Source organism: Rhodococcus quanlei (assembly GCF_055231015.1).
This window is the reverse complement of the sequence record NZ_JBUYWD010000002.1, coordinates 91,808-105,546: the sequence shown is the minus strand read 5'-3', so window position 1 is coordinate 105,546 and position 13,739 is coordinate 91,808. Positions and strand designations below refer to the sequence as shown.

The window sequence follows — 13,739 nt, the reverse complement described above, 5'->3', positions numbered from 1 at the left end:
GATGGTCGGACTGTGAGGGATGGGCCGGCATGGGGCGAGCGGCTGCGTGAGGCGGTCGCTCGCCGCGGGCGACTGTGCGTGGGGATCGATCCCCACCCCGAACTGCTCCGTTCCTGGGGGCTGCCGGTATCGGCGGTGGGCCTCGAGTCGTTCGCCGAAATCTGTGTGGAGGCATTCGTCGGAGAAGTAGCCCTCGTGAAGCCCCAGGTGGCCTTCTTCGAGGCGTACGGCTCCCAGGGCTATGCAGTCCTCGAACGAACCATTTCTGCCCTGAGAAAGGCCGGCACGCTCGTCGTGGCAGACGCCAAACGTGGCGATATCGGCTCGACGATGGCGGCCTACGGGCAGACGTGGCTCGGAAGCGATGTGCCGCTGGCGGCGGATGCACTCACGGTGTCGCCGTACCTGGGCTTCGGATCGCTGGAACCGGCGGTGTCGTTGGCTGTGCGCAACGGTCGTGGATTGTTCGTGCTCGCCCGTACGTCCAACCCGGAAGGCAGCGGTATTCAGGAGTCTCGCACCGCCGCCGGCGTGAGCGTCGCGCAGTCCATCGTGGACGAATCGGAGGCGGTCAACGCGGGTGAACCGGACATTGCGGGGCTGGTGGTGGGCGCGACACGCGGACACGGCTTGGATTTGTCGAAATTTTCCGGACCAATCCTCGCACCGGGGCTGGGCGCTCAAGGTGCGACGGTTGCAGATCTGGCCGAAATTTTCCCCGACTCGCGAAAGTTATTGCTCCCCAACACTTCTCGAGGAGTTCTCAAGTTCGGCCCGTCTGTTGGATCGTTGCGTGACGCCGCGATGAAGGTTCGCGACGAGATCGAGGTCGGGCTCGCATAGCCGACCCGAATCTGCCGCTGACCTTGGGGGGTGGGTTCGCAATCGGCGCGAAGGCTGAGTACGGTCGCTATCGCCGCTGGTTAACCAGTGGTTTGGACTGTTTGCCAACGATGAGACGGAGGAACCGTGGCCCTTCCCCAGTTGACTGATGAGCAGCGCGCCGCTGCTCTGGAGAAGGCGGCTGCTGCCCGTCGTGCCAGGGCTGAGCTCAAAGATCGCCTCAAGCGCGGCGGCACGGACCTGAAGCAGGTTCTGGCCGACGCCGAGAACGACGAGATCCTCGGCAAGATGAAGGTGTCGGCGCTGCTCGAGGCCCTGCCCAAGGTGGGTAAGGTCAAGGCGCAGGAGATCATGACCGAGCTGGAGATCGCTCCGACCCGTCGCCTTCGTGGCCTCGGCGATCGGCAGCGTAAGGCTCTCCTCGCGAAGTTCGATTTCGAGGCCTGAGTACGACAGTGGTGGCTGACGCACAAGTGTCAGAGAGTGAGACCGCAGTGCGGAGGGGTCGGCTGGTTGTACTGGCCGGCCCCTCGGCTGTCGGAAAGTCGAGTGTGGTGCGGGTGCTGCGCGAGCGGATGCCGGAACTGATGTTCAGCGTTTCCGCGACGACGCGTGCACCGCGCCCCGGTGAGGTCGACGGTATCGACTATCGCTTCACTTCGCGCGAAGATTTTCAACGGATGATCGACGACGGAGAACTCCTCGAGTGGGCGGAGATCCACGGCGGTCTTCAGCGGTCGGGCACACCGGCAGCGCCGGTCCGCGACGCGCTCGAGGCAGGCAAGCCTGTTCTCGTCGAGGTCGATCTTGTCGGTGCTCGCGCCGTTCGGGAAGCCATGCCGGAGGCTGTGCTGGTGTTCATGGCACCTCCGAGCTGGGATGTTCTGGTGGAGCGTTTGGCAGGTCGGGGCACCGAACCGCCCGAGGTGGTGGAGCGCCGTCTCGAAACTGCACGTGTCGAACTGGCAGCACGTGACGAATTCGACGAGGTCATCGTCAACGAGGATGTCAACCAATCGTGCGACGAGTTGGTATCCTTGTTGGTTGGACGGCCGTGATGGTCGATCAGTAAGCATTGTTCGCCCGCGAACCGCACTGGTTTCCGTGGGTAGTACAAACCGAATCCCAGATCCAATTCAGGAGATACCGAGTGAGCAGCACCCCCGCAGCAGCGTCCGCAGTCGAGGCCCACGGTCTGCCTGCATACGACACCCCGCTCGGCATCACCAACCCGCCGATCGACGAGCTCCTCGAGCGCACATCGTCGAAGTACGCGCTGGTGATCTACTCGGCGAAGCGCGCTCGCCAGATCAACGACTACTACAACCAGCTCGGTGACGGCATCCTCGAGTACGTCGGCCCGCTCGTCGAGCCCGGTCTTCAGGAGAAGCCGTTGTCCATCGCACTTCGTGAGATCCACTCCGACCTGCTCGAGCACACCGAAGGCGAGTGAGCGGAGGGGCTGCTGTGCCTGAGCAGACGTCCGCTTCGATCGATCCCGGTGCGTTCGGCGCCGGGCGTGGCGGCGGTAAGCGGATCGTCGTCGGAGTCGGCGGTGGAATCGCCGCGTACAAGAGTTGCGCGATCATTCGCAGTTTCACCGAAGCGGGTCATCACGTTCGCGTGATCCCGACCGCGTCCGCGTTGGAGTTCGTCGGTGCGGCGACCTTCGAGGCCTTGTCGGGCAATCCGGTGTACACAGGTGTGTTCGCGGACGTTCCACAGGTGCCGCACGTTCGTCTCGGACAGGAAGCGGACCTCGTGGTCATCGCGCCTGCCACGGCAGACCTCATGGCCCGGGTGGTGGCAGGACGGGCAGACGACCTGCTGACGGCGACGCTGCTGACCGCCCGATGTCCGGTCGTGTTCGCTCCGGCGATGCACACCGAGATGTGGGAGCACCCCGCGACGGTTGCCAATGTCGCCACTCTTCGTGAACGCGGTGTGACGGTGATCGAACCGGCCTCCGGCCGGCTGACTGGTAAGGACACGGGGGCAGGACGCCTGCCCGAACCCGAGGAGATCGTCGGCCTGGCGTCCCTGCTCCTCGAACGCGCCGACGCGCTGCAGCGTGACCTGGTCGGGCAGAAGATCCTGGTGTCTGCCGGCGGGACGCGCGAACCCCTCGATCCGGTGCGTTTTCTGGGTAACCGCAGTTCGGGCAAGCAGGGTTATGCGATAGCTCGTCTCGCTGTGCAACGCGGAGCCCGGGTCACGTTGGTCTCGGGATACACCGCGGGCCTGGCGGCGCCTGCTGCCGTCGAGGTGGTCGAGGTGAAGACCGCAGAAGACATGCGTATTGCCGTCTCGAAGCGCGCACCGGACTGCGATGCGGTCGTCATGGCCGCGGCCGTCGCGGATTTTCGTCCGACGACCGCCGTGGCGAGCAAGATCAAAAAGGGGCCGGACGAGCCCGACTCGATTCCGCTGACACCCAACGCCGACATTCTCGCCGGTGTGGTGCAGTCGCGGCGAGCCGGTGAGGTCGACGCCTCGACCGTGATAGTCGGCTTCGCAGCGGAGACCGGCGACGCGGGAGGTGACGTCCTGTCTTATGCGCGTGCGAAACTCCAACGCAAAGGCTGCGACCTGCTGGTGGTCAACGCAGTAGGTGAGGGCAAAGCATTCGAAGTCGATCACAACGACGGATGGTTGCTCGGCGCCGATGGATCCGAATCGGCGCTCGAACACGGATCCAAGGCGCTGATGGCGAGTCGTGTCCTCGATGCGTTGGCTGCACTGTTGGGGTCCAACGAATAGGGCCTGTTGGGGTCCAACGAATAGGACACTGTTGGGGTCCAACGAATAGGACACTGTTGGGGTCCAACGAATAGGACACTGTTGGGGTCGGGTGATGAGATCCGTCCCGAATCGCGTGACTAAGCTGTTTCATGAAGGCAGGAATCGAGTTTCTGTCGTGGACCGTTCGTAAGAGAACACGTCGTCGAGAGGGTATGTCTGTGAGCAAGTCCGGTAGTCGGCTATTCACCAGTGAGTCCGTGACGGAAGGGCACCCGGACAAGATCTGTGACGCGATCAGCGACGCCATTCTCGACGCACTGATCGCGGACGACCCTCGCTCGCGTGTCGCCGTCGAGACGATGGTGACCACGGGGCAGGTTCACGTCGCCGGTGAGGTCACCACTACGGGGTGGGCGGACATTCCGAAGATCGTTCGCGACACCGTGCTCGAAATCGGATACGACTCCTCGGCGAAGGGATTCGACGGAAACTCGTGCGGTGTGAACGTTGCGATCGGGTCGCAGTCTCCTGAGATTGCGCAGGGCGTCGACCATTCGCACGAGGTGCGCACCGGCGCGCTCAGTGACGACGAGGTCGATCGCCAGGGCGCCGGCGACCAGGGGCTGATGTTCGGTTACGCCTCCAAGGAAACTCCGGAACTGATGCCGTTGCCGATCGCTCTTGCTCACCGACTTTCACGTCGTCTCACCGAGGTGCGCAAGACGGGTGTACTCCCTTACCTGCGACCCGACGGCAAGACACAGGTCACGATCGAGTACGACGGCGACAAGCCTGTTCGGCTCGATACCGTCGTCATCTCCACTCAGCACGCCGCCGACATCGACCTGGACAATCTTTTGACACCGGACCTGCGGGAAAAGGTGTTGGGTGTGGTGCTAGCGGGGCTCGACATGCCGGAGCTCGACACCTCCGAGGTGCGGTTGCTGGTCAACCCGACGGGCAAGTTCGTGCTCGGTGGGCCGATGGGTGACGCCGGTCTGACCGGACGCAAGATCATTGTCGACACCTACGGCGGTATGGCTCGCCACGGCGGTGGCGCGTTCTCGGGTAAGGATCCCTCGAAGGTCGACCGTTCCGCCGCGTACGCCATGCGGTGGGTCGCGAAGACCGCGGTCGCTGCGGGCTTGGCGGACCGTATCGAGGTACAGGTCGCCTACGCCATCGGCAAGGCTGCTCCGGTCGGTCTGTTCGTCGAGACCTTCGGTACCGAGAAGACCGACCCCGCACGTATCCAGCAGGCTATTTCGGATACGTTCGATCTGCGCCCGGGCGCGATCATCCGTGACCTCGACCTGCTGCGTCCGATCTACGCGCAGACCGCTGCCTACGGACATTTCGGTCGCACCGACATCGACCTTCCGTGGGAGAACACGGATCGGGCCGACAAGCTTCGCGCCGCAGCCGGTCTCTAGAACGGCGAAGTCCGTCGCCCGGCCGAAGGTGACCAAGGAGCGGACAGCAGCGGAGCAGAACCCTGTTGCCCGGGTTCTGCCATTGTTGCCCTTGGCGCATCTGGATCGCGAGTTCGACTACCTTGTCACCCAGGAACTGAGTGACAAGGCAAAGCCGGGCGTTCGGGTTCGGGTCCGATTCGCCGGCAGACTGGTCGATGGCTTCGTGGTGTCTCGTACCGCGACGAGTGATCACAGGGGCAAGTTCGGGTGGATCGAGCGTGTGGTGTCGCCCGAGGTGGTCCTCACACCCGAGATCACCGCGCTCGTCGACTCGGTGGCGGATCGCTATGCGGGAACGCGTGCCGACGTTCTCCGCCTCGCGATTCCGCCCCGGCACGCAAAGGTGGAATCGGAGAAACCGCTTGCGAGCGATTCGGGTACACAGGATGCGGTCGCCGCGAATGCCATCCAGGTTGTGGGGTTCGACGGCTGGGACCGCTACGTGCACGGCAACGCATTCGTGAACGCGCTGACCGCGGGCCGACATCCACGGGCCGTGTGGCAGGCGCTGCCCGGTGAGGACTGGGCGCAGCGGCTGGCGGAACTGGCAGCTTTGACCGCTGCAGCGGGCAAAGGTGCGGTTCTGGTCGTACCCGATCAGCGTGATCTCGATCGTGTGGTCGACGCCTGTGCGGCACGGGCGGGAGAAAAGAACGTGGTGGGGCTCGCGGCCGGTCTCGGACCGGCAGCCCGGTATCGCAGATGGCTTGCCGCATTACGGGGGACCGCGAGGATCGTGGTGGGTACGCGGTCTGCGGTGTTCGCTCCGACACCCGACATCGGGCTCGTTGCGGTGTGGGACGACGGGGACGACAATCTGTCCGAGCCACGCGCGCCCTACCCGCACGCGCGCGAAGTCGCACTCTTGCGGGCTCACGGCAGCGGGTGCGGGCTGGTCCTCGGATCGCATTCGCGTACCGCCGAAGCGCAGGCCTTGGTCGATTCGGGGTGGGCGCACGACATCGTGGCGGCCCGCGAGGTCGTGCGCGCATGTGCTCCGAAGGTCACTGCGCTGGCGGACAGTGACCAGGCGTTGGCCCGCGACCCCGGCGCCCGAGCGGCCCGATTGCCGGCTGTTGCATTTGCGGCGGCGCGGGAGGCGTTGAAGAACGATCGTGCGGTGTTGGTGCAGGTGCCTCGCCGCGGGTACATACCGAGCTTGGCCTGTGGGAAATGCCGGGCTCCTGCCCGATGTCGCCGATGCAACGGTCCACTCGCGCTCCCGGCTGCTGCCGGAGCAGACGGTGTGGTGACTCCAGCCTGCCGATGGTGTGGCGTTGTCGATGCGGCATATCGATGTCATGCCTGCGGCACCCGCAAGTTGAGGGCGGTGGTCGTCGGGGCGGGGCGCACCGCGGAGGAACTCGGGCGGGCGTTCCCTGGGGTCACGGTGCGGATGTCGGGCGGGACCGAGGTGCTCGCCGAGGTGCCTGCGGGCGCTGCGCTCGTAGTGGCGACGGTGGGGGCGGAGCCGCAGGCTGCCGAAGGCTACGGTGCGGCTCTGCTGCTCGACGGGTGGGCGCTACTCGGTCGACCCGACCTACGCGCAGCCGAAGAGGCACTTCGTCGTTGGATGACGGCGGCGTCGCTCGTCGTCCCGTTTGCGGACGGGGGACAGGTCGTGGTGGTTGCGGACTCGGGCATTCCGACGGTTCAGGCGTTGGTGCGTTGGGATCCGGTGGGGCACGCGCGTTCGCAGATCGAGGAGAGAGCAGAAGTCGGCTTTCCTCCGATGGTGCATCTGGCCGCCGTCGACGGGAGCCCGGAGGCGATCGGGGAACTGGTCGACACCCTGGAACTTCCGGAAGGCGCCGAGATCTTGGGCCCGGTGGAGTTGCCGGTGGGGGCCCGGCTCCCGTTCGCGGGAGACGACCCCGAACCAGGAGATGTGGCGCGCATGCTGGTACGTGTTCCGAGGTCGAAGGGACGTGCGGTGGCACGCGCACTCACCTCGGCCCAGGCGGCCCGGAGCGCACGTCGTTCGACTCGTCCCGTGCGTGTGCAGATCGATCCCATGCGAATAGGCTGAACGGTCGAGGAGCTTGTCGTGATCGAGAGGGTCGAGGGGCGCAAGACTGCGCGTCCAACCTAGGAGGTTAGGGGCGTACCGTTTCGCAATCGTGACCCCGTTGTGACGAATTACCCATTCGCGCCGTGCAGTCTCGAACAGAGGCGTCGGCACGTCCGGAGAGGTTCGGTGTCACGATGGGTTACGGCGGAGCACGCGGATGGGGTGTGATCGGTGCGTTCGCCTGCGTGATGGCACTCGGGGGCACTGCGGTTCCGGCGCACGCGGCCGATGTTGTCGTTCCGGCGTCTCCAGGGCCGGCCCAGGTCAGTCGTAGCGCGGCCGTGGCCTATGCGGAGTCGCATCCGGGAGCAGCGCCCAGTGGTGCCAACCGCTTCGAATGCAGCCCGTCCGACGCGCATCCGCGGCCGGTGATTCTTGCGCACGGCACCGATTCCAATGCCTACAGCGACTGGGCCATGTTGTCGCCGATGCTGGTGAGAGACGGGTACTGCGTGTTTGCACCGAACTACGGCGCAGACGCCGCAAGTTCGGAGGACGAGAAGTTCGGACGAGGCGATCTCGTGGAGAGCGCGCGGCAGTTCGGCCGATTCGTCGATTCCGTTCTCGCCGCCACCGGAGCGGCGAGCGTGGACATAGTGGGGTATTCGCAGGGCGCGAACGTGTCCCGCTACTTCGCGAACGAGCTCGGTGGCGCGGACCGAGTCGGCAAGTGGATCGGTCTGTCCTCGCCGACATACGGCGGCACCATGTACGGACTGGGTCCGGTGCTGCATTCGCTGAGCGGTGGCGACGATGCAATCGTGGGACTGTCGTCGATCGCGGTACTTCAGCAACTTGCGGGATCAGACTTTCTGCGGCACTTGAACTCCGGCGGCGATACCGTTTCGGGAGTCGAGTACACGACTATCGGTTCGCGCTACGACGAGATGATTCAGCCGTACACGAACCAGGCTCTGCGCGACCCACGGGCAACCAACATCATCGTGCAGGACCTCTGTCCACAGAACGCGTCGGGCCACTTTCGGGCGCCGTACGATTCGTTCACTCTGGATCTTGTTCGTGATGCGCTCGATCCAGTCGGGGTGCTGCGGGGCGAATGTTCATTCGTACCGCTCGGAGCAGACATTCCCCGAGTGATCCTGGACAGCAATTCGTGACCTACCCTCGAGGAGGTTGGCCGCATGCGAAACTCGGCCGAGTGTCATGGCTTGCGCACGGTCCTCGTCCGGGTTCCCGATTGCGGGGCTGCCTACTCGGCCGGTGTTGCGGCCGATTTCGCGCGTCCGAAGAGAACGCGGGGGTCGGTCCGAACATTGTTCCGTCGTTCTCCGAATGTTTTCTGGGCGCTCGACTCCCTAGAATGAGCCGGCAGTGCTCATATGAGTCAGTTCTTAGTGAGGGAGTCTTCTTGGTGTCGGACACCGTGGCCTTGTCCGTGGTCGGTAAAGCCCGCGTCGGAAACGAGGGGTGGCGGCTGTGCGCATAGTCTTCGCGGGTACGCCCGAGCCGGCGGTGCCCTCTCTCGAACGTTTGATTGCCTCCACCAGGCACGAGGTGGTTGCCGTCGTGACCCGTCCCGACGCAATGGCAGGTCGCGGCCGCAAGGTTGTGCGATCGCCGATCGGCGCACTCGCGGACCAGCACGGAATCGAAGTCCTGACACCGGCGCGGCCATCGGAGCCTGATTTCGTGGCGCGCATGACCGAACTGGCGCCTGAATGTGCTCCGGTCGTCGCCTACGGCGCATTGCTGCCGCGCACGGTGCTCGACATCCCCGAGCACGGATGGGTCAATCTGCACTTCTCCCTGCTTCCCGCGTGGCGCGGTGCTGCTCCCGTTCAGGCGGCCATCGGTGCGGGCGACGACATGACAGGGGCGAGCGCTTTCGGTCTCGACGAGGGAATGGACACCGGGCCGGTATACGGCGTCGTAACCGAGCGCGTCCACGACACCGATACGGCCGGTGGTCTGCTCGGCCGCTTGTCCGACAGCGGTGCCGTGCTGCTGGAATCGGTACTGGACGGCATCGAAGAGGGTGCACTGACAGCAGTACCGCAGTCGGGTGACGGGGTCTCCTATGCCCCCAAAGTCACGGTCGATGCGGCGCGCGTGCGCTGGGACCGGTCCGCAGATGCTGTGGATCGTCATATTCGCTCGGTCACTCCCGCGCCGGGGGCGTGGACCACGATCGGCGATCTGCGCGTCAAGATCGGACCTGTGGTTCGCACGGAAGAATCCCTCGAACCTGGGCAGATATCGGTGACGAAAGTGGGGATGTTCGTGGGTACGGCGACCACTGCCGTACGGCTCGACCGGGTGCAGCCGCAAGGAAAGAAACAGATGGCCGCACTGGACTGGGCGCGGGGAGCGCGACTCGACTCGGAGGTACGGGCACAGTGAGCGAATTCAGGAAGCCGGCGCGCCGCGGTAGGCCGAGTTCGGGAGGCCGGAACAAGCGGCCCAAGCAGTCGCGTCGGCCCGATCCGGTGCTCGCCGGCCTCGATCAACCACGGTTGGCCGCGCGTGACGTGCTGAGAGCCGTGCGGGAGCGAGATGCTTACGCGAACCTGGTGCTCCCGGGGCTGCTCCGCGAGCGCAGCCTCGGCGGACGCGACGCTGCTCTCGCGACCGAACTCGCCTACGGTGCGGCACGTGCTCAGGGACTGCTCGATGCGGTGATTTCGGAGTGTGCAGGCCGTCCGACCGCGGAGATCGACGGGACTCTGCTCGACGCACTGCGGTTGGGCACCTACCAGTTGTTGCGTACCCGCGTGGCTTCGCACGCGGCCGTGGCCACGACTGTCGATCTGGTTCGTGCCGAGTCGGGGCCGGGGAAGTCCGGCTTTGTGAATGCCGTGCTGCGCCGCGCTTCCGAGCGTTCCGAGGACGAGTGGGTCGACCGACTGGCACCGACGGACCCGGTCGGACGACTGGCGTTTCGGTATGCACATCCGACCTGGATCGCACAGGTGTTCTCGGACGCGCTCGGGGCCGATGCCGGTGAACTCGAAGATGTACTGATCGCCGACGACGCCCGCCCGGCGGTGCATCTCGTCGCGCGGCCTGGTGAGATCTCTGCCGAGGAGTTGTCGCTCGTCACCGGTGGTGACGTCGGGAAGTATTCGCCGTACGCCGTCCATCTGGACGGGGGAGATCCTGGCTTGCTCGACGCGGTGCGAGAAGGGCTTGCCGGTGTTCAGGACGAGGGGAGTCAGCTGGTGGCACTGGCGTTGGCGAACGCTCCTGTCGAGGGGGCAGACGAGGGCCGTTGGCTCGATCTGTGCGCCGGACCAGGGGGGAAAGCCGCGTTGTTGGGCGCGTTGGTCGGTATCGAGGGAGGCCGGCTCGACGCCGTCGAGTTGGCCGAGCACCGCGCCGATCTCATCCGCAAGACCACTCGGGAACTGCCGGTCGACGTCAGGGTCGCCGACGGCCGGGAATCCGGCCTCGAACCTGGCTACGACCGCATCCTTGTGGATGCGCCGTGCACGGGGCTCGGGGCGCTTCGGCGTCGACCGGAGTCGCGGTGGCGACGACAACCCTCCGACGTCGCGGGATTGGTGAAGCTTCAGCGGGAGTTGCTGGCCGCGGCGATCGACTTGGTGCGTCCCGGTGGGGTGGTTGTGTACTCGACCTGCTCGCCGCATCTGTCCGAGACCGTGACCGTGGTCGCCGATGCTGTGCGCAGATACGGGATGCGCGAGTTGGACACGGCGAGCTTGTTGCCGGGCGTCCCGGACCTCGGCGGGGGACCGGGTGCGCAGTTGTGGCCGCACCGGCACGGTACGGACGCGATGTTCCTGGCCGCCCTGCAGAAGCCTGTCCAAACAAATTAAAACGTGTTCTAATCCCTTCGAAAGAGACGAATGTCACTTCGACTGGAGGTATTCGATGAATCGCGTGGCCGGCAAAGTTGTACTCATCACAGGAGCAGCACGTGGGCAGGGGCGCAGTCACGCAGTCCAGCTCGCTGACGAGGGCGCCGACATCATCGCTGTCGACATGTGTCAGGACATCGCGTCCAACGAGTACCCCCTCGCCACGGAGGCCGATCTCGAGGAAACCAAGAATCTCGTCGAGAAGGCCGGACGCCGCATCGTGACCGCAAAGGTCGACGTGCGCGATCGTGCTGCGTTGAAGGCGGCGGTCGATTCCGCGGTCGCAGAACTGGGCAAGCTGGATGTGGTCGTGGCCAACGCCGGCATCGCGCCGCTCGGGTTGGAGGTCCCCGTCGAGGGTTTCGTGGACGCATTCGACGTCGACTTCGTCGGCGTGATCAACACGATCCACGTTGCGATTCCGCATTTGGACGAAGGGGCATCGATCATTGCCACGGGATCGGTGGCCGGTCTTGTCCCGCAGACCGGACTCAACGGACAGCAGGCACTTCCGGGTCCCGGTGGGGACGGCTACGGGCTGGCGAAGAAGATGCTCTGGACGTACACGAACTCACTCGCACTGACGTTGGGGCCGAAATCGATTCGTGTCAATGCCGTTCACCCGACCAACTGCAACACGGACATGCTGCAGAGCCCACCGATGTACCGGACGTTCCGCCCTGACCTGCCGAACCCCACGGCAGAGGACGCCAAGGTGACGTTCCCGTTCATGCAGTCGATGCCCACCCCGTGGGTCGAGCCGTCCGATGTGTCGCACGCGGTGGTGTTCCTGGCCTCGGACGAGTCCCGGTTCGTCACCGGACAGCAACTGCGCATCGATGCCGGAGCAGGACTGAAGTTGGGTGTCTGACGCTCGAGAATCAGTGCCCTCGTGGCCGCGTTCGGGGAAATCGAACGCGGCCACGAGGCGTTTCGGGACTGTGATGCGCCAGCCTTCTTCGAGTCGTGAAGGCGTCAACGACTAAACTTCCCGGCGTGGCACATCCGATGATCGCACCGTCCATTCTGTCCGCCGATTTTGCACGTCTCGCAGACGAGGCGGCTGCCGTCAAAGGGTCGGATTGGCTCCACGTCGACGTGATGGATGCGCATTTCGTACCCAACCTCACTCTCGGCCTGCCTGTGGTCGAGAGTCTGCTGAAGGCGACCGACATTCCGCTCGACTGCCACCTGATGATCGAGAACCCGGGCCGCTGGGCGCCACCGTACGCAGAAGCAGGCGCACACAACGTCACCTTCCACGCCGAAGCGACGGACGATCCTCGTGCCGTCGCGCGAGATATCCGTGCTGCCGGCGGCAAGGCAGGGCTGAGCGTCAAGCCTGGTACACCGATCGAGCCCTACCTCGAAATTTTGAAGGACTTCGACACGTTGCTGGTCATGAGCGTGGAACCGGGATTCGGGGGGCAGTCGTTCATGCCGGACGTTCTCGACAAGGCGCGGGCGGTCCGCAAGCTGGTCGATTCGGGTGAATTGAAACTGCTGGTCGAGATCGACGGCGGCATCAACACCTTCACGGTGGAGCAGGCTGCCGAAGCTGGAATCGATTGCTTCGTCGCGGGCTCGGCCGTCTACGGCACCGCTGATCCAGGCGAAGCGGTGCGATCTCTGCGCAATCAGGCAGCCAACGCATCGCCGCACTTGACGATCCCGAACTGACACCTGACGTGGCACACACGAACAGTCCTGCCGACATCGAGGCGGCGATGCTGATCGCCATCGAGGCTGCCGAATCCGCGCGGGGGTTCAGCAGCCCCAATCCGCCGGTCGGCGCGGTGATTCTCGCTGCCGACGGCACCATCGCCGGGGTGGGGATGACGCAGCCACCGGGCGGACCCCATGCGGAGGTCGTCGCGCTTGGTCAGGCCGGTGCCGCCGCGAAGGGGGGGACCGCGGTCGTCACGCTGGAACCGTGCAATCATCACGGACGTACCGGTCCGTGTGCGCAGGCACTCCTCGAGGCAGGGATCGTGGAGGTGCATTACGCGATCGCAGACCCCAACCCGGAGGCCGCCGGTGGTGCGAGGGTACTCGAGAAGGCGGGTGTTCGGGTCGCCGACGGCATGAAGGCGGCCGCAGTGGCCCGCGGACCGCTGCGAGCGTGGCTGCACAAGCAGCGCACCGGGCGACCCCATATCACCTGGAAGTACGCGGCGACACTGGACGGTCGCAGTGCGGCTGCAGACGGTACGAGTCAGTGGATCACCGGACCGGCGGCCCGGGCGCGGGTGCACGAGGACCGTGCGAAACTCGATGCGATCGTGGTCGGCACCGGCACCGTCATAGCCGACGATCCGTGGCTGACCGCCAGAACCACCGATGGCTCGCCGGCAGCTCGTCAGCCGCTCCGAGTGGTGGTCGGAACACGAGATGTTCCGTCCGACTCCCGCATTCTGGACGACACCGCGCCGACCCTGCATCTGCGCACCCATGACATTCGCGAAGTGATCGACGCCTTGGCCGATCTCACGGACGTGCTGATCGAAGGCGGTCCACGCCTGGCGGGCGCCTTCCTTGCAGCGGAGGGAGTGGACCGAATTCAGGCTTTCGTTGCGCCGGTGATCCTGGGATCCGGTGCTGCGGCGATCGGTGACATCGGAGTACGGACGATCGGGGACGCACGGACGTTCCGTCGCGAATCCGTGGAAACAATCGGGCCCGACACGTTGTTGAGCTTGGTTCGAGACGAGGACGGCTCGGTTCAGGGCAAGGACAGCTCGGTTCAGGGCAAGGACAGGGAGTAGGCGC

The 13,739-nt window shown here is 65.2% G+C and carries 13 protein-coding genes; all 13 read left to right on the top strand.

All coding sequences use genetic code 11. The features are described 5' to 3' along the window. Nucleotides 1-12: 12 nt before the first annotated feature. The 13 genes from pyrF to ribD all read left to right on the top strand — a co-directional run bounded on the left by pyrF (nt 13) and on the right by ribD (nt 13,735). Nucleotides 13-843, top strand: coding sequence for an orotidine-5'-phosphate decarboxylase (gene pyrF, locus ACZI8Q_RS01250; RefSeq protein ID WP_463371684.1), 831 nt, complete (start codon nt 13-15; stop codon nt 841-843). Between the two features lie 126 nt (nt 844-969). Then, entirely contained in the window at nt 970-1,290 is a 321-nt protein-coding gene (gene mihF, locus ACZI8Q_RS01245) for an integration host factor, actinobacterial type (RefSeq protein ID WP_463371683.1), read from the top strand. Nucleotides 1,291-1,298: 8 nt separating this feature from the next. Beyond that, a complete protein-coding gene (gene gmk, locus ACZI8Q_RS01240) occupies nt 1,299-1,901 on the top strand; it encodes a guanylate kinase (protein WP_463371682.1) in 603 nt (200 codons plus the stop codon). A gap of 92 nt (nt 1,902-1,993) precedes the next feature. Continuing rightward, nucleotides 1,994-2,296 (top strand): DNA-directed RNA polymerase subunit omega, encoded by a 303-nt coding sequence (gene rpoZ, locus ACZI8Q_RS01235; RefSeq protein ID WP_463371681.1) that lies wholly within the window; start codon nt 1,994-1,996, stop codon nt 2,294-2,296. A 38-nt stretch (nt 2,297-2,334) separates the two neighbouring features. Beyond that, nucleotides 2,335-3,603: a bifunctional phosphopantothenoylcysteine decarboxylase/phosphopantothenate--cysteine ligase CoaBC gene (gene coaBC, locus ACZI8Q_RS01230; protein WP_463371783.1), complete on the top strand. Its 1,269-nt coding sequence runs from the start codon at nt 2,335-2,337 to the stop codon at nt 3,601-3,603. Nucleotides 3,604-3,803: 200 nt separating this feature from the next. After that, the gene (gene metK, locus ACZI8Q_RS01225) at nt 3,804-5,018 is read left to right on the top strand and encodes a methionine adenosyltransferase (RefSeq protein ID WP_463371782.1); all 1,215 of its coding nucleotides are present in this window, start codon (nt 3,804-3,806) and stop codon (nt 5,016-5,018) included. Between the two features lie 28 nt (nt 5,019-5,046). After that, complete coding sequence (locus tag ACZI8Q_RS01220) at nt 5,047-7,089, top strand: primosomal protein N' (protein ID WP_463371680.1); 2,043 nt, start codon at nt 5,047-5,049, stop codon at nt 7,087-7,089. Nucleotides 7,090-7,265: 176 nt separating this feature from the next. Further along, nucleotides 7,266-8,249: an esterase/lipase family protein gene (locus ACZI8Q_RS01215; RefSeq protein ID WP_463371781.1), complete on the top strand. Its 984-nt coding sequence runs from the start codon at nt 7,266-7,268 to the stop codon at nt 8,247-8,249. Nucleotides 8,250-8,568: 319 nt separating this feature from the next. Then, nucleotides 8,569-9,492: a methionyl-tRNA formyltransferase gene (fmt, locus tag ACZI8Q_RS01210; protein ID WP_463371679.1), complete on the top strand. Its 924-nt coding sequence runs from the start codon at nt 8,569-8,571 to the stop codon at nt 9,490-9,492. Beyond that, nucleotides 9,489-10,928 carry an RsmB/NOP family class I SAM-dependent RNA methyltransferase gene (locus ACZI8Q_RS01205; protein ID WP_463371678.1) on the top strand — a complete coding sequence of 480 codons (1,440 nt, stop codon included), beginning with the start codon at nt 9,489-9,491 and terminating at the stop codon, nt 10,926-10,928. The genes fmt and ACZI8Q_RS01205 overlap by 4 nt, the downstream gene beginning before the upstream one ends. Nucleotides 10,929-10,983: 55 nt before the next feature. Next, nucleotides 10,984-11,841 carry a mycofactocin-coupled SDR family oxidoreductase gene (locus ACZI8Q_RS01200; protein WP_463371677.1) on the top strand — a complete coding sequence of 286 codons (858 nt, stop codon included), beginning with the start codon at nt 10,984-10,986 and terminating at the stop codon, nt 11,839-11,841. Nucleotides 11,842-11,966: 125 nt separating this feature from the next. Further along, nucleotides 11,967-12,650, top strand: a complete 684-nt coding sequence (gene rpe, locus ACZI8Q_RS01195; protein WP_463371676.1) for a ribulose-phosphate 3-epimerase — start codon at nt 11,967-11,969, stop codon at nt 12,648-12,650. A gap of 8 nt (nt 12,651-12,658) precedes the next feature. Then, nucleotides 12,659-13,735 carry a bifunctional diaminohydroxyphosphoribosylaminopyrimidine deaminase/5-amino-6-(5-phosphoribosylamino)uracil reductase RibD gene (gene ribD, locus ACZI8Q_RS01190; RefSeq protein WP_463371675.1) on the top strand — a complete coding sequence of 359 codons (1,077 nt, stop codon included), beginning with the start codon at nt 12,659-12,661 and terminating at the stop codon, nt 13,733-13,735. The last annotated feature ends 4 nt before the right edge of the window (nt 13,736-13,739 follow it).